The organism is Moorena sp. SIO3I8 (assembly GCF_010692325.1).
Lineage (GTDB): Bacteria > Cyanobacteriota > Cyanobacteriia > Cyanobacteriales > Coleofasciculaceae > Moorena.
In genome coordinates, this window is record NZ_JAAHHW010000086.1 from 1 (window position 1) to 19,001 (window position 19,001).

A 19,001-nucleotide genomic window follows, 5' to 3' on the forward strand; every position below is an offset into this window, starting at 1 on the left:
CGATGTCACGCTTGCACTTTTCTTTCTGAGTACCTGCATCGATGTCCCGACCACTACCGTTGGGGAACTTTTTATAGATAGCATCAACAGCTTCTTGAGCTACAGCGTCGTAGTTACCTGCCAACTTTTCAGCAGCTTCCATACGAGCAGCAGAACGTTGCAAGCTACCTTGAACTGATTCTAGGTCAGAAGCGCTAGGAAACCGACCTCCTAGGTCAGCGGAAGCAACAACAGTGGTTAACACTGATTTCATAATTAAGATATCTCCTGTCTTAAAATTGATTTCGGCAAAAGGTCAGTGTAATTGAAATTCTCCTGAGCAGGGAGACTAGCTAATAGCACTGCCGACTGCATCGAAGTAGCTACCGACTTCTGCAGCCAAAGAGGAACAATCACCACTAGTAACAGACTCTTTGCGTTGAGATGCAGTGTTGGTAACAAAAGCCACAGCAGCAGCCTTCATGATGCCAACAGCCCGGCCAGTATTACCAGTGGGAACGCCCAAAGCAGCGTAGGTTTCCTTAAGACCATTCAAGCAGCGGTCAGCCAGTACAGAACTATCTCCGCTGAGAACGGCGTAGCACACATAACGCAAGACGATTTCGCCATCACGTAGACAAGCAGCCATCTTGCGGTTGGTGTAAACACCGCCACCAGGAGCAGTTAAACCAGGGCTTTCGCAAACGATACCAGCAACTGCATCAGTAACGATACAGCTAGCATTGCTGGCGATAAAATTCACAGCATCAAGGCGCTTGTTGCCATCAGCAACAAATCCCTTCAGAGCTTCTAAATCAGCACCGCCAACAAATCCACCTGCGGAATCGGCAGCAACTACGGCTTTTGAAAAAGCGTCTAGCATTAAAATCTCCTTATCAATAACAAGGACTTAAAATTATTGGTCTTGTCGTTCATGAATTGACTAACCAATTTAGACGATAAAAGCTGTTTGACACTCTAGTCCCATTTATGAGAAACAAAGCAACAAAACATTACAAAAATTTCCGTCTATCAGTTTAATTGTATACTTTTGTATCAATAAACCTTTAACTGTTTGGTTCAATGCTAAACAGTATCGTCAAGATCAGGGTCAATACCTGCTGCTCGTAGCTGCTCAGCCAACCGAGCCGCTCTTGCTAAAGCCGCTTGAGTTCGTTGGCGCTCCTGCTCCACTATAGACTCTGCTTGTTCAGCACGTTGTCGCTCTTGTTCAGCTCTTTCCCTTTCTAGAACAGCTCGTTCATCACCAATCAACAACAGATTTCCTTCCTCATCCCACCACCTTAGCCATAGTTGAGTTTGATTCTGATAACTTCCTTGCCATAAGCCTAGTTCTACACCCAAGGGTGAAATATAATAATGCCCTCGTTCATTAGGGGTTAATTTCTGATAAAACCCACTGACCAAGGTATAGACTTCAAGAGAGCTGTTGTTTATTTGATAAATACCATAGTAGGGAATTCGGATAATTTGCTCATATACCCAAAACTTCCCTGGCTTAGTTACTTCTCCTTGAGTCGAGAGGGATAATGGGGTTTTGTCCCGTTCTTCATCCCCATTGCCACTGGCAAATTCTAAAGCAATTAATGGTGCTATATGTTCCCGCCACACCACATAGGAGCGACGAATTTTACCGTCTAGCTGAGGAGGGACATTGGGAACATAAAACCAATCAGGTGCTTCGGCTCCTTTTTCAGGTGGATCAGTTTCTCGCCAGTATATACCACAGTCTTGCCCAATAGCATATTCTCCATCAGGATGTCGCTGTTGTAATATCTCTCCAATCGAATCCGTTAGAATTATACTTTGGGGATGCTCTTGAAAGTTTTTCACAAATGTTCCATCTGACTCCGGTAGCTGGGTGTGGTCAGGAAAGGGAGGAGGTAATTTGACTCGAGGTACTGTCTCAGTCATGATCTGGCCTAGACTATGGCGGTGATAATCTCTATATTATCCTGGCTGCAAAGCGTGTGATAGGCGATCCCAATTACCAATTACCAGAGCATGGTATTAGTGCTTAGTACACTAAAGATGCTCTTCCAAGGTGACTAATGACTAATCCTAATGATTAATGACTAGTAACTGCTTTAGTAACTGCTTTCTCCCGAATCAACCAATCTGAATCATTAGCTGCCAGCTCTTGAGCACTGGTATCCCCTAACTGCTCTAATGCGATTAAACTGGCATATTTCAAGTTAAAAATCTTGGTATTGAGGCTGTCTTTGAGTAAGGGAATTGCCCGTTTATCCCCTAAATTCCCCAAGGCAATAGCAGCAGCAGCACGGGATTTTTGAAACTGGGGTGCTTTATTGTGTAAGGCTTCCACTATCAAATCGTAGGCATCAGCGTATTTGAGCCAGCCTAAGAGTTTGACCACATGGTAGTGAGCACCATAATCGTTATGGGCTTTGTCAGCATAGGTAGCCAGTAGGGCTTCAGCGACAGCATCTGGGGATAACTTCAGCAGAGTTTTACTGCCTAGATAACACCGCCCAAAATCTGTATGGTATAGCTCGTTAATCAAGAATTCTAAACTGGGCATTTGGTCATATTCATGAACCAGCTCTAGGTGATCAGGATGATCACGAATCACTTGATCGAGTGATGGTTCGATCTCCTCAAAGGTGATATTACCGGCTGGCAACCCAGCCTCTGCCAAGAGGCGAATTCCTCGTATTCGAAAGACCATGGAAATGGGACAGGTCGCAATTTTAGGAATTCCTTGGTAGTATCGGGCATCAATCAGGTCTTGAATACAGGCTCGTCGGGCATTGACACTAGAGTGTTGTAGGAATGCCATCACTTTGTGCATTTCGGTGGTATCCCCTGTGAACCGACAAACCGTTGCGATCGCAGCACTGGCTATGGGTTCATTATCGGATTTAGTAAAGGTCTTAATCTTCTCAAGGGCTGGTTTATAGTCCAGTGCTGCCAGAGTTTGGATAATCACCCGATAAGTCTGACCTGGTTTCTCCAGTAGCTGGGCAATTTCTTCGAGAATTTCGGGATCTTGAGTGCCAATTTCCCCAATTGCCCAGACAGCATTTTCCACCGTGTAACAATCCTCATCCCCTAGACATGAGCGAATGATGGGTAGGGCTACAGAGGCTTTCAGACGACCTAAACTTTCTACTGCCTTGCGTCGAGCGATACGATGGTACATTTCTGAGTTGTGCTCTTGCACCGTTTCCATCAGGGCATTGATTGAGCGGTCGGTGTCAAAGTTAATTAAATGGGATGCAGCCAGATAGCGATCAGATGGGTCTTCCAGCTGCTCTAAGGGGGTCTTTAAAAGTGCGATCGCTTGATCTTCGGTCAAATTAAATATATTGGCAAAACGTTTATCCATCAGTGATTTAGTAGTTATTTAGTAGTTATTTAGCAATTAACAATAGGTTTTACTAAGTAGTTTAGTTGGTTTTCCCCCCTAACTTCCCAAAACAATTAGGGGACTCTTTGACGGTACTCAACCAATTCAGGCAAAGCAACGTACTAAGAGTCCCCAGGTGCTGATCGAAATGTTAGTCAATCAGCGACGGATTTTAACCGTGATCTCCTTAGGACAGGGAGTTGATTACATAGTCGAGGTAAGTTTTGTACTCAACCAAAGCTTGAGGAGACATGTCACGAGGAGCACAACCGCGATCGCGAGTGAACTCAAGAGCTGCGATATAGGGAGGGGTAGGTAGGTTCAAAGAACGGTAAACTTCACGCTGACCAGCAATACCCCACTCATCTAGAGGACCAGTACCGCCAACAACCAAGCAGTAGTTGATCAAGCGTAGGTAGTGACCGAGATCCCGGTAGCACTTGTCAACTTTGACTTGAGAATCCCCAGCTTCACCAGATTCTTTCAGGTAAGGATACTTCTTAAAGCAAGCATCACCAGCTTCTTTGGTTACAGCATCAATGCCAGCTGCTAGCTTTTCAGCAGCTTCCATACGAGCAGCAGCCCGTTGCAGGCTACCTTGAACAGACTCAAGGTCAGAGCTGCTAGGGAAACGGCCTGCCGCATCCGCAGCAGTAACAACTGTGGTTATAACTGATTTCATCTTTATATATCTCCTGAATGGGTTTTGACAAAGATTATACTTAGCTTTTCGCTTTCCCAGCTCGCTTTGGCAGGAGCTTGGTTATCTTAGGCAAAAGGGAAAGACTAGCTGATAGCAGCAACTACTGCGTCGAAGTAACCAGCAGTTTCAGCAGCTAAGGAGGAACAATCCCCGGAAGTGAGTTCAAACTTGCGCTGGCTAGCGGTGTTGTTAACGAAAGCAACTGCAGCCGCTTTCATGATTCCAACAGCACGAGCTGTGGAGGTAGTGGGTACACCCAGAGCGCTGTAGGTTTCCTTGAGACCATTCAGGCAGCGGTCGCTGAGTACAGAAGCATCACCAGCCAAGATCGCATAGGTCACGTAGCGGAGGATGATTTCACCATCACGCAAGCAAGCAGCCATGCGGCGGTTGGGGTAGCAGTTACCACCAGCTTGAATCAAACCAGTGTTTTCGCAGATCATGCCAGAAACAGCATCGGAAACTATGCAGCTGGCGTCGCTGGCGATAATGTTGACAATATCAAGGCGCTTATTACCATCAGCAATAAAGCCTTTTAGTTCAGCCAGGTCTCCAGCACCTAGACATGCGGTTTTGCTATCTGCTGTAACTACAGCTCTGGAAAAAGCGTCAAGCATTGAGATCTCCTTAAATTAAAGGTACTTAACTAGTTTGCTATCTTGCTTGTCATTTATCAAATTTGACCAGCTGATTATTATCATTAGCGGATTATGGGGACCGCAGTCTCATTTATTAACAACAAAGTAATAATCTGTAATATTCGTCACAAGGTCACCAGTCGATCACACTGGAGTCGGTTAACCGACTCGGCAGTTATATACAAAACTTAATAATTACAGGAACTTAGCTGTGATATATGCTAGCGCTGATATTGAAAACCTAAATCATTTTGGAAAAATACCTCCCTTGACCATAGTGCGTCTACTGTTGACGATGGCAATAGGGCTATATATATATAGCGTTTCTCATAGCTATGAGGTTCACAGGATTTTTTTCCACTTCCGAAGTTCCCTCTTCTGACTTCCCTACTCCCTACTACCTACTCCCGCGCAACCCAGGACGAAAGTACCTCAAGCAATTGGTAAGCATTAAGCTATCAGCCATTGGCCTTGGCCAACAGCTGATAGCTTAGCTATAAAACTGGTTTATATCATCTCGGTATAATTATCCTTAAGACAAATCTCTCCCATCTCCCCATCTCCCCATCTCCCCACACTCCCTCTAATTATGGGTATTCAACCTGACTTGATATTCGTGGGGGGATTTTTCACGAACGTTCATCAAATCTGGTGCGGAAACTCCCGTATTTTATCCAGTATTGTTTGAGGTCATGATGAGGTGTATGTAAACTGGCTTTAGCTTGATACAAAATAACTTGGCGATGGGAGCCAATCCAAATTTTTTTAATGGGTTTAACGGATATTACACTTCCTCCGAGACTCTCGACACATTCCGAGAATCGTTCAACCGTTGTATATTCTACCGTCTCAAAGATAAAAAAGTGACCGGAGCAGATCAAATGTCTGCTCCTAATCCAGCACTGCATCTTTTTTTGAGCTTTTGGCGGTAGCATTAGCTGTACACAAATCATCCTCAACTCTATTATTGGTAATTAAGATTATCGGTTAATGGTTTTATAACAAAGGGAATAGGGAGTAGGGAGTAGGGAGTAGGGAAGAGACAACAAAAATTGTCACAATTCATTTAGAAACCCTATAGGCTTTAGGCTAATAACTAATAATCCCTTTAATAATTATTTAGAGAGTAGCAATAAAATACCACTTTTAAGTTTGTCGGGTGGTAACAAAAAGTTTGGTTATTTTGATTAGTCTAGATTAGAGGATTTTTTTACTTACCCTAATTTACTTAGTATTTGTTGGTATTTGTATTAAAAGCCAATCCCTTGTTGCTGATAAATATGGGCTACAAATCCGCGCTACAAATCCGGTAATTCGTCAGCAAAACTTTGCCGTTTATCAAATCGTAAATGACCAGCTGCTGAGCCCCATACGTGCTCATGAGTATTGACATCCATACCCTGATCTAGGCTGTTCCAAGTTGTTTCAGTCAATTCCACATCACTGACCAGATAAGTTTTACGCCCATTACGTTGGATGAAACACTGGCAACCGGGTTCTACACTGCCACGAAACATGTCACCTTCTCGCCAGAAAATCATTGAACAGTTGTAGCGACGTTCTATAGCATCAGGGGTAATGGTTTTGAGAATATCTAGCTCTCGCGCTGCCCCGGCATAAAGAATTGGATCGTTAAGGCTGTAATTTTCTATATAACTATGATCACCTTTATCAATCAGGCGATGGACTCCCTGACGGTAGGGACTCCAAAGATCATAGTCATAGGCTTGCTCAGAGTAGAAACCAATACCCGAAAAGAAATCAAAGGGCAAGGGGCGAAAGAAAACATGAATGTGAGCGTAAAGCTGAGGATTATCAATCGCTTGTTTTTGGTTACTAAAATCTCCAGCCATCCAACTAGCTAGAGTCAGTAAATTACTGGTGTTTTTCTCGGTAGTACTAGACAACATTGGTGTATTAATCTATTGAAAACTTAGAGTTAAACAAGATTAAAAAAAATCTAAATTATGACCTTAACTGTTCAAGCTGCTAACTTTCACCCCGATTGGGATAAGTCGCGGATTTCTGAAGAAAACGAGGCTGTAGTCACCCCTTGACCAGAACTGGTTTTAATCAAGGACACCCGAAAACGTAAATTCGGTGTGGCAAACCAAATCCGTTCTTCAGCAGCTGCTCGGTCATACTCCGTTAACAAAGTGAATGTACCATCTTCAGTAAGGTGATAGTTGCCCACTGCTGCAATGGTCTCGGCATAGCCTTGCTCTCTGAGCAGTTTTCCCCGATCGGGGTTTTCAGGATCGGGGATAGGGACTAGAACGCAACTTCCAGACTGGATGTCGTCTTCATCCCAATCTGATTCACCTTCCCAACTCATGCGAAAGGGATGGAAGGCAGTTGTGGGATCAATATCGTATAGTTTGCAAATGTCAATCACAGCTGAGTCATCAGCCTCAAGGGCAACGATATCAATAGTTGAGCGTATTTCCTCAAAGTGACTAAACGCTAAGTGATGACCGCTGCGTTGCGATCGCCAACGTCCAATAGAACGTTCTATAAACTCAGTAAGCTCCATTTGCTATGTGTAGTTTGATTTAAAAAAGTTAACAATTTTGTTTGCGTATAGCAGCTGAATCCTCAGCTCAATGGTGTTGTACGTTACGCAAACCTAGTAAATTAGAGCCTTTACCCGGATTTACACCTTCAGTTATACACCGTGGCTCCCATCCTTAAACATTAGTAATTGTAAACTTTTATGACAGTTATGTGTGGAAACCAGAACTAGTATCAACGGAAACATAAAAGTCAACTATAAACAGTTAACCATCAACAGGATTTATAGCAGTTCTCATATTAGTGATGCAGTAGCCTCACGGGGGTTTACCCCACTCGCGCTTTGCATCAAGACAATCAGGTAAACAGGATTTTTTCCCTGTTCCCTGTTCCCTATTCCCTGTTCCCTATTCCCTGCTCCCTACTCCCTACTCCCTACTCCCTACTGCCATTAACCCAGAACGAAAGTACCTTACCCAATTGAGAAATGCTACGCTAATTATCAATCTTTTTGTTCCACCCCAAAGCCCACTAGAACCACCTTGTCTAGGGGTTCGCTTTCTGGAGGACGCTGGTAATTAATAATTTTGCGGATTCTTAAGTTGGGATTGATCAGGGTAATAGAATCAACAGATACCACACGGGTATAGTAGGTGGTCATCAAAAGTTCTAGTTTATTGGTATCGAAGCTAAAATGAGCGACTTTAGGTTTAGCTTCTTCGTAGGCGCGATCGCGTAAATAATCTCCCTCTAGAATCATTGATTCTTCGAGCTGAGGGACAAAAAGCATATTCAGTTGTTGGGACACCCGTTCACCTTTTTCAGAAACTGTTTCGAAACCAAGATGATAACCACACAGGTCATTGATATTAGGTAAGTCAGGTTGCTGATTATCTATCAACACCTTAGTTTTGAGGGGAGAAGACAGGGGTTCAATGGTGAATTGTGTACGGGAGCGCTCTACCTGCTGGTGAGTCAGATCGTGATAGGTACGTTGTGCAACCCAGCTTCCTACGCAGCAATCAAAGAAGTATTTAAATTTGGATATAGACATGGTTTTGTTAATTGAAATTAAAAAATTTTATTTCATTGAAAATCATTACTATATCGTTTAAATTTTATAGTTTATAGTTATTTTTATGATTTATTGGTTTAGCTAAAGTTTTTCAATTGATTAATTAAATGATCGAAATAGGGGGCTATTGTTTCCGGTTCAGATAATCCCTTTAAACTAGCTGCCTTTATCTCTTCTAATCCTGATACCATTGCGGGGATTGGGACTTGCATTTCTTTGTACAACAAGTTCATATAGTGCAGTCCTTCAGCACTAGTAAACTCGGTGCTACTGCCAGCAATTCCATAGGTAATACACCGGAGAAAATGCCAAAAATCTCGCCAACAGGCTTCTGCTCGTGGGGCGGGATAAAGACCACCCCCTGGTTTAGTAATATCAGGATATTGAGCCAATACGGTTTCCCGGGCTTCGGAAACAATATCAGAAGCGTTATCCCGCAAAAATTTGGCTGTATTGATTAAGGGCTCCGTATCTGGTGAACAGGCTTTAATCTGGTGCAAGTCATCATCGGTAAGATAGCGACCGTTATCATCAGCTGCCTGGAAATGCTGGATAATCTCTGGGGGATAGGAGTCTTGCCAGTTGGCAAAGCTGACAATTCTGGCTTTGGTAATTAGTTCTTTGATATAGTCGCTTAATTGAGTCGTCATGGTTGATTTTTGTTGAAGGTTGACGGTTGAAGGTTGAAGGTTGAAGGTTGACCTTACCATCTCATCAACGCAACGGGGTGAACTAAATCTAGGTCAAACTATGCAGTATCCCTAAAAGTGTCTCATATTGCTGGTTTCATCTAACTAGGTCGCTGTTACAGAGCGTTGGTGAATTGGGGCAATTCTCTCCCTTCATCCATTGGTTAAGCTTCCGATTGATCACTTTGGCTTGGGTCTTGTTAACAATGGGTGATGTGAGATCTTCGGCAAAGATTTGAGTAGGCTCATTGATCGCCCGTCTCAAGTCTGTACGGATTAAATTTTTGATTGTGGCTTTCTCCTGAGCCAAACGCTTTGATTTGACCTTGTAGCCTAGATTATTGAACTTTATAGTTTCAAGCTTTGCTGGTGTGCGCTGGGCATGTTGGAATAGCCGGTAACGATTGCGGTTAGTCCTACCATGCCGCAATGACTTGCGGCTGAGTAATTCCCCCAAACCCTCACCGACTGTTTCACCCGTCGATAAATAAAACGCTTCAGTATATCCCTTGTCTAACCCTATGGTCTTTACAGGCTTCTCAACAGCAGGGATGGCTTTAGTCCTGATCGTGTGAACTTCTAACCGTCCTTGGCCATTCTGGATTAATCTGATTTGACCCTTAAGGACGTGGCGACATTTCAGTTTCAGACTGACTCGCTTTCCCCGGTTTAACCCAGCTACTTGAAGTTCTACAGTGTTACGGGTTAGCCGCTTGCACTTGTAGCCATTATTTTGGTAGACAATCTGATTACGGACAAAGGTATGCCCACGCTGATACTGCTTTCGGAATATCCGATGTAACCAAGGGTCAGCCCTGGGGTCAGTCTTGAGCAGTTCTAACAATCGTTTACGCTCACTTTTGTCGGAAGTCTTACCGTAAATTTCCCTGATAATAAAGACTTTGGCCGCTTCTTGTTGAGCAGTGATCGCCTTGATTGTGTCATTGACTGCCCACTCCCAGAGCTTAGAAGGTAACCCAATCTGCTCAGGGGTCATGATGGTGCGAACAATCTTATCCGCTTTTTTCCAGTTAAGCCCCCAACCTTGCAACGAACCTAATTTGTTATAGGTCAATGCTCTGGCAGTTCCACAAAGTCCCATAATCTCTAAAATCTGAGACTCATCCTGGCAGGCAACCACAGGAATGACCTGAGTATAGGTTTGTTTAGCTGTGGTTGCGTAAGCCAGGATTTTTTCCATGCTGACACCCCTAACCTTAGCGGCCTCTCCCATAGGAACTAAGTCGTCTAATCTATGCATAATTTTTAGTTAAGTAGTTATGCATAGATTTAAGAAGATTTTAGGCGAACTGTGCAAGGGCTAGTTCACTTTACAGCAGTATACTCAATTATGATAATCTTTGATTAAAGGTATTAAGAAATGTAAAAAAAGCTGGCTCTGTAGTGCTATGGACATCCGCCAAATCGAAATCTCTCTCAAAAGTCCAAATGCCCAGGATCGCCTCAGGGCACTTACTGCTTTGAGAGAGTATGGTTCAGATGTAGCTGTTCCCCTACTTACAAGTAAACTCAAAGACCCAGAGTTTTTAGTGCGCTCCTTTGTAGCCATGGGACTGGGGAATAAACGGAGTGACGAGTCCTATGCTGCGTTGTTAAATCTGATCCAATTTGATACAGATCCCAATGTAAGGGCAGAAGCTTCCAATTCCTTGTCCAAGTATGGAGAGGTGTCAATATCTCATCTAGTCACTAGCTTTCAACAGGATGATCACTGGCTGGTGCGCCGTAGCATTCTTGCTGCTTTGGTGGAAATGTCTTGTCCAGAAGAACTCTATAGTATTTGTATTTGCGGCTTAGCAGGGGAAGACCCAACTGTCCGAGAAGCAGGAATTGATGCCTTAGGTTTACTGGCTGGTACTATTAAGCAAACTGAGGCATTGCACCAAATTCTGGCTCTGAAAGATGCACAATGGTGGCGTATTCGGATGCATGTTGCCCGTGCCCTCAAACGATTTGATTCCCCCGATGCTAAAGCGGCATTGGGAGAACTGATGAAGGATGAAGAGCATCGGGTGGTAGCTGCTGCTTTAGATAGTTCTCTCTAGAGCATCGGTTTGGTGATCAGATTTAGGGAGTAGGGAGTAGGGAGTAGGGAGTAGGGAGTAGGGAGTAGGGAGTAGCAAAGCAGCGCCTACCTGTGGGGGTTCCCCCATGATCGACTGCATCAAGACATTGAATTTACCTAATAAGTCTGAGAAATGCTATATAAAAATGACAGATAAAGATTTCATACCAAGTTGCGCTCAAACGTACAACTTTCTCTTCCCCCAATCTCCCCATCTCCCCATCTCCCCATCTCCCTATCCAACCAATCTACTATCTTTGAATGCAACTCGGTATCACAAGGAGTGCGGCTCGTGATGAGTTCTGAAAATTGGTTGTATGCCATGCTTAATTAACAACCGTATTATATGGATTGGATAATACAGGAAAGCCAGCACTCTAGGCAGGGAGAGTAACGCCCAATCCGCTTCGTTGGGCATGACGGTAACAAACAAACTGTTTTTTAGCCAATGGAGACAGTACATTACTCTGTCATGCAGACGCTCTCTCATGCTGAAGTAGAAGCGATGATTGTAAGACAAGAAAAAGACCCAAAACCCTTTTGCTTCTGAGAGCTTAGGTGGCTGTTCAAGGTCACGGAAAAGCTGTGATCGTACTTGGATAGCGAGGGATTGGGAGACTGGTTGGGCTTGCAATTTATTTAAGACTATCTGTGGCAACGTGACTCCCAGCAAATCCCTGACTAGGCAAAGGTCAAGCAAGAGCATGCGTTCACAACCGAGCTTTTGAGCCTCTGCCAGTACTCTGCGCCAATCTAACTGGGGATGAGTACGGAGTAGTTGAGCAACGTCGCATAACTGAGCCAGACGTACACTCCAGTGACAACAGTCTTTGCCCAATTGCACACAGAGAATTAACAGCATCTGTTCTGGCGAGATAGTAGAGACTGTCTTACCAGCAAGAGATAGAGGCTGAAGATGCGATCGCAAATACTCAAAATCTAATGGCAAACAGAATAAATCGGGTACTATCCCCTCGTGAAGGTCAATACAAACTCGACTCTTTTTATCCACAAAGTGATACTCCCAGCCCAGGTCTTTTTGCAATTCATACCCTTGAGACAAGAGTAATTCTTTCACTCTGGGGATGTCGTGCTTATCAACCAGGATGTCTAAGTCACCAAACTGCCGCAGCCCCAGATTGCCGTAAACTGAAACAGCAAGGGTAGGCCCTTTGAAGGGGATAGCAGAAATTCCGTGTTTCTCCAGAAGAGTCAGCAGGTTGAGTAGTTTCTGAATCAGAAATGTGTTGTGTACGACTAAGTGCTGGAAATAATTTCGGAGTTGTTTGAGGATGTTCTGGGGAACCAGGTCTGGGCAGGTATTTTTGAGACTATGGTACAGCAGCGGTAAGACTTTCTGACGGCGAGCTGTTTTGAGCATATAAGTCCAGTCAATGTCTTGCTCAACCAGTAAGCGTTTGATAGACTCAGCAGTACCATCGTCGATGCTGGTTCGGACACAGTAGAGGAGTAACTGGAGTTCTGGTTTAGTTTGGAGTTCTCGATTAGTTATCGATACTGATGTTATAGTAGTTAATGGGGTTAGGGTCATTATCCCAGGTTGATCTAAAAACTAGCGCTGTGGAAACCGCCATTATGCATGTGGCGGATAGAATGGCACTTAAGACTTTAATTTTCCCTTTAAAAAAAATGGGAAAATTAGCGAATTACGGCTCAAAGGTAATTAAGTGAACTACCCCGACCTAATTGGCCTATGGCCACGCTACGCGAACGTAGAGGTCGGGGCTTCCAGCTTCACGGAAGAACGCCTTAACTTGGACGGACGCCCACGTCTTGGTCTTACTTCTTCTCCACTGGCGTTGACCTCCCCCGTCCCAGAGGAGGATAGCATTCTGATTCCTTCTGCTCTGATATTTTTTGCTGCATTACCATCTCTGTCGTGATGAGTTCCGCAACTCGGACAAGTCCAAGTCCTTACATCAAGCGGCAACTCCTTGATTTGATAATGACAATTAGAGCAAGTCTTAGAACTAGGAAACCACCGGTTTATTTCAACCAACATTTTACCTTCTTTTTCGCATTTGTAGGAGATAAAATTTACAAAGGTTCCCCAACCTAGATCAGATATTGCTTTAGCTAGTTTATGGTTACGAACCATGCCCTTGACGTTTAAGTTTTCGACTACTACTACTTGGTTGTCATCGACTATCTTTCTAGACAGCTTGTGTAAGTAGTCTTGGCGGACATTTCCAATCCGTTCGTATACCTTAGCTACAATCTTTTTGGCTTTTGCACGCCTATTACTACCTTTTTCCTTCCGGGCAGCAATACGCTGTTTCTTGGCTAGTTTCTTTTCGTATTTCGCTAAGTGCTTAGGGTTGCTGAACTTAGAGGTCTTTTCGCCATCGTAGGTGATTGCAAAATCCTTGATACCTAAATCAATACCAATCACTTTTCCATCCGCAGACGGTTTTGTACCTTGCTCTTTCAGAGCCGCTCCGCGAACAGACTCGTATTCCATCAACACAGAAGCATGATATTTGCCAGAAGGAGTCCTACTGACTGTCACAGTCTTAATCTCTCCGTCTAGTGGTCGATGAATTACTGCTTTTACAATCCCTAATTTCCCAGGGAATTTAAGACAATCACCTACCTGCTTGACTTTTTGCGGATACTGAATTGATTGACGCTGATGGTATGACTTGAATCTAGGATATTTTGCTCTACCTTGGCCTATGGCCACACTTACGCGAACAAAAAAGTTCTGGTAAGCGCGACTAAGATTGAGGCTTACAGACTGCAAAACTTGAGAGTAACACTCTTTTAGCCATTCAGTCTCTTTTTCTTTTTTAAGTCTTGGAAGCATGGAGTTGAGCGCAGATTGTTTCAGACCTTTGCCAGTTTCCTTGTAGGTTTCTATACAGTGAAAAGCACGCATAATTCCACCACCAACGAGCACACCCAAAATGTTGAGCAAGGATTTGAACCTGTTCTTGAGTGGGATAGATTCTGACTTTGACGGCTTTGTGTTTCACTACGCTTACCTGCTTCTCGACCTTTGTTAATATTATATGTGTTTCGTATTAACATGTCAATTCTTGGGTCTTTCAAACTAGGCTATCGTCTCGCTATCAATCCTAGAGACGCGCGCCTTAGTAGAGTGGAGCCGCGAATCTTACAGTTTTAACCCTTTTCCTCATAGCTGACCAACCATAAAGGCGACCCTCTACTTACGGTAACTTCAACACCCTGGAAGAGGGTGGGGAATTCCGCGAGTTTTGTTAAAATAATCTATTCAGTAATTGATTACTATTTACTTACTACTTACAGAAAAAACTGGGGTTTTCAGTACATTTAACTAGTAAGTGTGCAAAGTTTTGATGAAGTACCTTGCCATATAACACAATAGGGATTAGTCTTTACCTAATCCCTATTGACTGGCAGCGCTTTCCTTGCTAATGCTTTGACAGGGTGGCAAGGAAAGCTTCCCCATAAGCATATGCGCTACGCGCACGCTGCGCGAACAGCGGCCAGTGATCAGCGGTCAGTGGTCAGCGGTCAGCGGTCAGCTTTGTGGCATAAGCTTCCAGCCTGTGACTTCACTGAGATTAAACCAATGCTTACCTGTTGTCTTGATGCAGTCGCTCATGGGGAGGGGCTGCCTGCGGAACCTGCGTCCGCGCTGCATCGCTGAAAGCCCCGTGGAAAACCCCTTTGGCGGCGCTGCATCGCTTATTCAAAAACTCTTCCCCTAGCGGATTAGCACCTCAAGTAGCGTGCGCGTAGCGGATTAGCTGATAGCACCTCAAGTAGGGTGCGCGTAGTGGATTAGCTGAATGCTTACGCTTCCCCTTAGGTAGATTTGGGTGCCTTAGTCAGGCAAAGGTTAGCTCAGACAAAGGTTAGATCAGCCAAATGTTAACGATTATTTCTTTGTCTGGGAGAAATGAGACAGGAAGTATCGCGATACTCTATGCTCAGTAAGGGTTTTACTATGTATACGAGCAATATAAATGTATCAGCCTTTCCTGGACTATCTGGAAAAAGAGCTATTCAAGCGGTTTGATTTAAGCAGTCAACCAATTCCCCCAGGCTTAGAACGCCAGGTAAGCGATCGCGCTAAACATCGGGCAATTATTCAAAGCTGGTGTTACCAATGCCCGGAATTGCGAAAGATTCGCTATACCTACATGGATGTTGGACCAGTCTCTCAAGTGTTTAACAGTGTGATCTATCCCAGTCACTGTTACGATCTCCCTTTGCTAGGGATTGACTTCTTAGCCTTTGGCAAAAAGAAGATCCTGGTGGTTCTAGACTTTCAGCCATTGTTCAGGGATGAAGCGTATCAGGAAAAATATATTGAACCGATGCGAGTCATTCGCGATCGCTATCAGGACTTGGCACAAAACTTAGAAATGAAGTTTTATGATGCCAACCAGTACTTCTCTAAGTATCTACTGTTTGCCAAAATCGATTCCCTAGAGACAGTGAAAACAGAAGTCTTTGAGGCTTACAAAGACTACTTGGCGTTATATTGGCAAATGGTGGAGCAAGCTGAGCCTCTAACTGAGCCAGAAGATATTGAGCGCATTGTTAAGGCACAGAAAGACTACGACCAGTATAGTGCCGACAGAGACCCAGCCCATGGTCTGTTCAGCAGCTACTTTGGTCCCGAGTGGGCAGAGCAGTTCTTATATGAGTTCTTATTTGAAAATGCCATGCCTTTAGCCGTTAGTCAAAGCCAAACATGACTCTCTATCAGCCGTTTCTAGACTACGCGATCGCATATCTAAAAGAGCGCCTTGATCTACAGCCTTATCCCATTCCCCCTGGGTTTGAAAGCAAATTCGCAACAGTGGGGAAAGGGAAAAAGCAGCAAGATGTCCTGACCACCAGTTATGGCTTTGCTGCACCCAAAATCAGACAAATTCGAGCTGCTCATGTCCAGGGGGGAGCAGCATTACAGGTACTCAATTTTGTAATCTTCCCCCACCTCAACTATGACCTCCCCTTCTTCGGGGCTGACTTAGTGACCTTACCTGGTGGACATCTGATTGCCTTGGATATGCAGCCCCTGTTCCGAGATGACCCAGCCTATCAAGCTCGTTACACGGAACCTATCCTACCGATTTTCAAGGCTCATCAACAGCATTTGCCTTGGGGAGGAGACTTTCCTGAGGAAGCAACACCGTTCTTTTCCCCAGCTTTCCTGTGGACACGCCCTAAGGAAACCGAAGTAGTGGAAAATCGGGTGTTTGCTGCCTTCAAGGACTATCTGACAGCTTACTTAGATTTTGTGGATCAGGCAGAACTAATTACTGATTCCGAGCATCTCAAAGCCATCAAGGAAGCTCAACTGCGTTATCTGGGTTATCGTGCTGAGAAAGACCCAGCTCGTGGTATGTTTCAGAGATTTTATGGCAGTGAATGGACTGAGGAGTACATCCACGGTTTCTTGTTTGATCTAGAGCGGAAGCTGGCAAAGGCTTAAGCGTAGGATGTTAAAAATTAACCTCAGTTCGATGTAAGAAAGTGGTTAGTTTTTTCAGGAGTCAGGAGTCAGAAGTCAGGAGTCAGAAGTCAGGACAAGACTACAGAATTGATGGGAATAATACAGAATTTTATTGTTGATAAAACTCTGATTAATTGCCAAGTAACTGGGAAATAATTTATCTTGATTCCATTTATTATGACTCGATGCTCCTGACTCGATACTCCTACAATTTTAGAGCTTTTAATTGAAGGGGCAAGAGTTTAGCCTCCTCCATAGCAGCGATCGCGCCAAAGGCCAACAGTAGCCAGAAACAAATTTTTTTAAAATATCTCAAATCCTTGTCTTGATGCAGCCCCTCCCCACTGGCGCTTTGGATCAAGACAAGGTTATTTAAATGGGCGACAGCTTACGTAATACTTCATACTTAATACTTGATACTTCATACTTTATATTTCCCTAAGATAACAAATTATGTTTTTTGATTAAGAAACGTAAAAAAAGTTATGATTGTATGAAGCTGATCCCCTAAATCTGTGATTATAACTGAGTAACCATTCAGCTATCAGCTATCAGCTATCAGCTATCAGCTTTTAGCTATGAGTTTATGCCCATAGCGCACGCTACCAAAACATCCGGGAACGTGAGAGCCCCTCTCTTTTAAGGAGGGGATGAAACGGACGCGACGGGTTTTAACCCGCCGTGTCCCTCTGCTTAGGTTCAGGAAATTTGGCTATTAGACTTCTGACCAACTCAGATGGAGTCATCCCACGCCGTTCTGCTTCTTGCTTTAATTGCATTTTTTCAAATTTATTAATTCGGATCATCAATCGTTCGTCTTTCATTTTTGGAATACTATTTGCGCGCACGAATGTTCCGATTATAGTAGGAGGCAATCAAATGTACAAGACGATTCCAGTAAAAGCCAACTTGACAGAGGAAGAGCAAGCTTTTTGGGTATTTCAGTGCCAACAAGCGAATAGTCTGGTAAATTGTGCTATCTATTACTCCAAACAAAAACATTACACCTGGTTAGAACAGCAAGAAGAAGCTTTTACGACTTACTGGCGAGAGGATGATCTTAGATATGGGTGGAAAACCTATAAATGCAGTGTCAAATATGCCGAACTCTGCAAGAATCTAAAAGAGAATCCTCACTATAAGGCGATGGCAGCTCAGTCGGCACAACAAACTCTCAAGACTGTAGCCGAATCAATCAATAGCTACAATCAGTTAGTCGGCCATTATTACAAGGGAAAAGTCGATAGACCAAAACTGCCAAGATACAGAAAGAAAGGCGGATTGGCAGCTGTAACTTTCCCTAGACAAGCTCTTGGTTATAAGTCAGGGTTGTTCTACCCTTCGATCAGCAAGGAAACAAAACCTGAGTTGATCACCGAGATTACCCTGGAGCCGCCGGACTTTATAGATCCGGACTGGGTAAAACAGATAACTGTTCGTCCGTACCTTGGGCAACTTTGGATCGACTGGGTAATTGATGACGAGAAGCAACCAATCTCTGATAACCCCAACCTCGACTATTCCCAAGCGTGGAGTTTTGATCACGGCGGGACGAACTGGCTGACTGGGCTTTCAACCCTTGGCAAGAGCCTGATAATTGACGGTCGAAAACTCAAGTCAATGAATCAGGGGTACTGCCGGTTAGTCGCCAAGTACAAACAGGGGAAACCAGAGTTTTACTGGGATTCCAAGCTAGATCGAGTGCAGCGGAAACGAAACAACCAGATACGGGATGCGATCAACAAAGCTGCTAGATTCATTATCAATCGGTGCTTAAATGATCGCATTGGAAACCTAATTATCGGCTGGAACGAAGGACAGAAAAGCCGTTCTAATATGGGCAAACGTGGCAATCAGAATTTCGTAGTCATCCCGACCAAGAGACTAATCGAACGGCTGAAACAACTTTGCCCTGAGTACGGCATTAAACTAACAATTACCGAGGAATCGTACACCAGCAAAGCGTCTTTCCTTGACGACGATCCATTACCAAAATATGGTGAAAAACCCAACGGGTGGTTTCCGTCAGGATGTCGGGTAAGGCGTGGTTTGTATAAAACTTCTGAGGGATACCTGGTAAATGCCGACTGCAATGGTGCGGCCAACATTGCCAGGAAAGTAGCCACACAGCTAAATATAGACCTAGCTAAGGTGGGTAGAGGGAGCTTGACACTCCCACACCGGTATGAAATTTTCAAGTCACTGAATAGATCGTACCGCACAAGAAGTGTTCGCGAAGCGTCGGCGAAAGCCGATAGAGGCGCGGTTTCAACCCGCCTCGTAACAACCTTGTAGAATCCCCCGTGCTTCAGCCGGGGGAGATGTCAAATGAACAGCTTATGCCCATAGCGCACGCTACTTGAGTGGCCATTGGCCAACGACTGACCACTGACGGCTGACGGCTGACGGCTGACGGCTGACGGCTGAATGCTAAGATGACTTAGGTTTACGATCAT

General features: G+C 44.2%; 22 protein-coding genes and 2 pseudogenes. 7 read left to right on the forward strand and 17 right to left on the reverse strand.

Features of this window, described 5'->3' with window-relative positions; translation table 11 throughout:
• The 6 genes and pseudogenes from F6K51_RS25535 to F6K51_RS25560 all read right to left on the reverse strand — a co-directional run.
• Positions 1–253: pseudogene (locus tag F6K51_RS25535) on the reverse strand (bleomycin hydrolase); the annotation flags it as partial.
• 75 nt (positions 254–328) lie between these two features.
• Positions 329–862, reverse strand: coding sequence for a phycocyanin subunit beta (locus F6K51_RS25540; protein ID WP_293025414.1), 534 nt, complete (start codon positions 860–862; stop codon positions 329–331).
• Positions 863–1,065: 203 nt separating this feature from the next.
• Positions 1,066–1,914, reverse strand: a complete 849-nt coding sequence (locus F6K51_RS25545) for a Uma2 family endonuclease (protein ID WP_293025416.1) — start codon at positions 1,912–1,914, stop codon at positions 1,066–1,068.
• Positions 1,915–2,068: 154 nt separating this feature from the next.
• The gene (locus tag F6K51_RS25550; RefSeq protein ID WP_293025418.1) at positions 2,069–3,349 is read right to left on the reverse strand and encodes a HEAT repeat domain-containing protein; all 1,281 of its coding nucleotides are present in this window, start codon (positions 3,347–3,349) and stop codon (positions 2,069–2,071) included.
• 208 nt (positions 3,350–3,557) lie between these two features.
• Positions 3,558–4,052 (reverse strand): class 1 C-phycoerythrin subunit alpha, encoded by a 495-nt coding sequence (cpeA, locus tag F6K51_RS25555; protein WP_293025420.1) that lies wholly within the window; start codon positions 4,050–4,052, stop codon positions 3,558–3,560.
• 104 nt (positions 4,053–4,156) lie between these two features.
• Positions 4,157–4,690 carry a bleomycin hydrolase gene (locus F6K51_RS25560; protein ID WP_293025422.1) on the reverse strand — a complete coding sequence of 178 codons (534 nt, stop codon included), beginning with the start codon at positions 4,688–4,690 and terminating at the stop codon, positions 4,157–4,159.
• 356 nt (positions 4,691–5,046) lie between these two features.
• On the opposite strand from F6K51_RS25560, the gene F6K51_RS25565 reads away from it, so the two are divergent.
• On the forward strand, positions 5,047–5,205 hold the full coding sequence (locus tag F6K51_RS25565; RefSeq protein ID WP_158069820.1) for a hypothetical protein: 159 nt from the start codon (positions 5,047–5,049) through the stop codon (positions 5,203–5,205).
• Positions 5,206–5,340: 135 nt separating this feature from the next.
• Here F6K51_RS25565 and F6K51_RS25570 read toward each other — a convergent pair whose 3' ends face one another.
• The 3 genes from F6K51_RS25570 to F6K51_RS25580 form a co-directional block, all read right to left on the reverse strand.
• Complete coding sequence (locus tag F6K51_RS25570) at positions 5,341–5,664, reverse strand: hypothetical protein (protein ID WP_008184573.1); 324 nt, start codon at positions 5,662–5,664, stop codon at positions 5,341–5,343.
• Between the two features lie 345 nt (positions 5,665–6,009).
• Positions 6,010–6,621: a chromophore lyase CpcT/CpeT gene (locus tag F6K51_RS25575; RefSeq protein WP_293025427.1), complete on the reverse strand. Its 612-nt coding sequence runs from the start codon at positions 6,619–6,621 to the stop codon at positions 6,010–6,012.
• A gap of 86 nt (positions 6,622–6,707) precedes the next feature.
• Positions 6,708–7,244 carry a phycobiliprotein lyase gene (locus tag F6K51_RS25580; protein ID WP_293025429.1) on the reverse strand — a complete coding sequence of 179 codons (537 nt, stop codon included), beginning with the start codon at positions 7,242–7,244 and terminating at the stop codon, positions 6,708–6,710.
• 321 nt (positions 7,245–7,565) lie between these two features.
• Here F6K51_RS25580 and F6K51_RS25585 point away from each other — a divergent pair, with 321 nt between their 5' ends.
• Positions 7,566–7,706: a hypothetical protein gene (locus F6K51_RS25585; protein WP_293025431.1), complete on the forward strand. Its 141-nt coding sequence runs from the start codon at positions 7,566–7,568 to the stop codon at positions 7,704–7,706.
• A gap of 18 nt (positions 7,707–7,724) precedes the next feature.
• Here F6K51_RS25585 and F6K51_RS25590 read toward each other — a convergent pair whose 3' ends face one another.
• The 3 genes from F6K51_RS25590 to F6K51_RS25600 form a co-directional block, all read right to left on the reverse strand.
• Positions 7,725–8,276, reverse strand: a complete 552-nt coding sequence (locus F6K51_RS25590) for a phycobiliprotein lyase (protein ID WP_293025433.1) — start codon at positions 8,274–8,276, stop codon at positions 7,725–7,727.
• Between the two features lie 98 nt (positions 8,277–8,374).
• Positions 8,375–9,007, reverse strand: coding sequence for a phycobilisome protein (locus F6K51_RS25595; protein WP_365940179.1), 633 nt, complete (start codon positions 9,005–9,007; stop codon positions 8,375–8,377).
• Between the two features lie 76 nt (positions 9,008–9,083).
• Entirely contained in the window at positions 9,084–10,247 is a 1,164-nt protein-coding gene (locus F6K51_RS25600) for a hypothetical protein (protein WP_293025435.1), read from the reverse strand.
• Between the two features lie 100 nt (positions 10,248–10,347).
• Between F6K51_RS25600 and F6K51_RS25605 the strand changes: the two genes are divergently transcribed.
• On the forward strand, positions 10,348–11,052 hold the full coding sequence (locus F6K51_RS25605) for a HEAT repeat domain-containing protein (protein WP_365940181.1): 705 nt from the start codon (positions 10,348–10,350) through the stop codon (positions 11,050–11,052).
• On the opposite strand, the gene F6K51_RS25610 is transcribed toward F6K51_RS25605, so the two are convergent.
• The 3 genes and pseudogenes from F6K51_RS25610 to F6K51_RS25620 form a co-directional block, all read right to left on the reverse strand.
• On the reverse strand, positions 11,035–11,160 hold the full coding sequence (locus F6K51_RS25610) for a hypothetical protein (RefSeq protein ID WP_293025437.1): 126 nt from the start codon (positions 11,158–11,160) through the stop codon (positions 11,035–11,037). The genes F6K51_RS25605 and F6K51_RS25610 overlap by 18 nt on opposite strands.
• 186 nt (positions 11,161–11,346) lie before the next feature.
• Positions 11,347–12,624: a nucleotidyltransferase family protein gene (locus tag F6K51_RS25615; RefSeq protein ID WP_293025439.1), complete on the reverse strand. Its 1,278-nt coding sequence runs from the start codon at positions 12,622–12,624 to the stop codon at positions 11,347–11,349.
• Between the two features lie 171 nt (positions 12,625–12,795).
• Positions 12,796–14,068 (reverse strand): annotated as a pseudogene (locus tag F6K51_RS25620) (RNA-guided endonuclease TnpB family protein).
• 398 nt (positions 14,069–14,466) lie between these two features.
• Between F6K51_RS25620 and F6K51_RS25625 the strand changes: the two are divergent.
• From F6K51_RS25625 to F6K51_RS25635, 3 genes are all read left to right on the forward strand, one after another.
• Positions 14,467–14,727 (forward strand): hypothetical protein, encoded by a 261-nt coding sequence (locus F6K51_RS25625; protein WP_293025441.1) that lies wholly within the window; start codon positions 14,467–14,469, stop codon positions 14,725–14,727.
• Between the two features lie 319 nt (positions 14,728–15,046).
• Positions 15,047–15,784 carry a 15,16-dihydrobiliverdin:ferredoxin oxidoreductase gene (locus tag F6K51_RS25630; RefSeq protein WP_293025443.1) on the forward strand — a complete coding sequence of 246 codons (738 nt, stop codon included), beginning with the start codon at positions 15,047–15,049 and terminating at the stop codon, positions 15,782–15,784.
• Positions 15,781–16,524 carry a phycoerythrobilin:ferredoxin oxidoreductase gene (locus F6K51_RS25635; protein WP_293025444.1) on the forward strand — a complete coding sequence of 248 codons (744 nt, stop codon included), beginning with the start codon at positions 15,781–15,783 and terminating at the stop codon, positions 16,522–16,524. Before F6K51_RS25630 ends, F6K51_RS25635 begins: the two co-directional genes overlap by 4 nt.
• A gap of 692 nt (positions 16,525–17,216) precedes the next feature.
• Here the strand turns inward: F6K51_RS25635 and F6K51_RS25640 are convergent.
• Positions 17,217–17,369 carry a CopG family transcriptional regulator gene (locus F6K51_RS25640; protein WP_293025446.1) on the reverse strand — a complete coding sequence of 51 codons (153 nt, stop codon included), beginning with the start codon at positions 17,367–17,369 and terminating at the stop codon, positions 17,217–17,219.
• Positions 17,370–17,424: 55 nt separating this feature from the next.
• On the opposite strand from F6K51_RS25640, the gene F6K51_RS25645 reads away from it, so the two are divergent.
• The gene (locus F6K51_RS25645) at positions 17,425–18,840 is read left to right on the forward strand and encodes a transposase (RefSeq protein ID WP_293025447.1); all 1,416 of its coding nucleotides are present in this window, start codon (positions 17,425–17,427) and stop codon (positions 18,838–18,840) included.
• Positions 18,841–18,869: 29 nt separating this feature from the next.
• Here the strand turns inward: F6K51_RS25645 and F6K51_RS25650 are convergent, their stop codons facing one another.
• Positions 18,870–19,001, reverse strand: coding sequence for a hypothetical protein (locus F6K51_RS25650; RefSeq protein ID WP_293025448.1), 132 nt, complete (start codon positions 18,999–19,001; stop codon positions 18,870–18,872).

Bases quoted from the DNA above. Each gene is read 5' to 3' on its own strand.
- F6K51_RS25590 (WP_293025433.1), bottom strand. From the start codon at position 8,276: ATGTCTATATCCAAATTTAAATACTTCTTTGATTGCTGCGTAGGAAGC.
- F6K51_RS25645 (WP_293025447.1), top strand. From the start codon at position 17,425: ATGTACAAGACGATTCCAGTAAAAGCCAACTTGACAGAGGAAGAGCAA.
- F6K51_RS25635 (WP_293025444.1), top strand. From the start codon at position 15,781: ATGACTCTCTATCAGCCGTTTCTAGACTACGCGATCGCATATCTAAAA.
- F6K51_RS25640 (WP_293025446.1), bottom strand. From the start codon at position 17,369: ATGAAAGACGAACGATTGATGATCCGAATTAATAAATTTGAAAAAATG.
- F6K51_RS25565 (WP_158069820.1), top strand. From the start codon at position 5,047: ATGAGGTTCACAGGATTTTTTTCCACTTCCGAAGTTCCCTCTTCTGAC.
- F6K51_RS25560 (WP_293025422.1), bottom strand. From the start codon at position 4,690: ATGCTTGACGCTTTTTCCAGAGCTGTAGTTACAGCAGATAGCAAAACC.
- F6K51_RS25550 (WP_293025418.1), bottom strand. From the start codon at position 3,349: ATGGATAAACGTTTTGCCAATATATTTAATTTGACCGAAGATCAAGCG.
- F6K51_RS25600 (WP_293025435.1), bottom strand. From the start codon at position 10,247: ATGCATAGATTAGACGACTTAGTTCCTATGGGAGAGGCCGCTAAGGTT.
- F6K51_RS25580 (WP_293025429.1), bottom strand. From the start codon at position 7,244: ATGGAGCTTACTGAGTTTATAGAACGTTCTATTGGACGTTGGCGATCG.
- F6K51_RS25610 (WP_293025437.1), bottom strand. From the start codon at position 11,160: ATGGGGGAACCCCCACAGGTAGGCGCTGCTTTGCTACTCCCTACTCCC.
- F6K51_RS25540 (WP_293025414.1), bottom strand. From the start codon at position 862: ATGCTAGACGCTTTTTCAAAAGCCGTAGTTGCTGCCGATTCCGCAGGT.
- F6K51_RS25630 (WP_293025443.1), top strand. From the start codon at position 15,047: ATGTATCAGCCTTTCCTGGACTATCTGGAAAAAGAGCTATTCAAGCGG.
- cpeA (WP_293025420.1), bottom strand. From the start codon at position 4,052: ATGAAATCAGTTATAACCACAGTTGTTACTGCTGCGGATGCGGCAGGC.
- F6K51_RS25595 (WP_365940179.1), bottom strand. From the start codon at position 9,007: ATGGTAAGGTCAACCTTCAACCTTCAACCTTCAACCGTCAACCTTCAA.
- F6K51_RS25650 (WP_293025448.1), bottom strand. From the start codon at position 19,001: ATGATCGTAAACCTAAGTCATCTTAGCATTCAGCCGTCAGCCGTCAGC.
- F6K51_RS25575 (WP_293025427.1), bottom strand. From the start codon at position 6,621: ATGTTGTCTAGTACTACCGAGAAAAACACCAGTAATTTACTGACTCTA.
- F6K51_RS25615 (WP_293025439.1), bottom strand. From the start codon at position 12,624: ATGACCCTAACCCCATTAACTACTATAACATCAGTATCGATAACTAAT.
- F6K51_RS25570 (WP_008184573.1), bottom strand. From the start codon at position 5,664: ATGATTTGTGTACAGCTAATGCTACCGCCAAAAGCTCAAAAAAAGATG.
- F6K51_RS25545 (WP_293025416.1), bottom strand. From the start codon at position 1,914: ATGACTGAGACAGTACCTCGAGTCAAATTACCTCCTCCCTTTCCTGAC.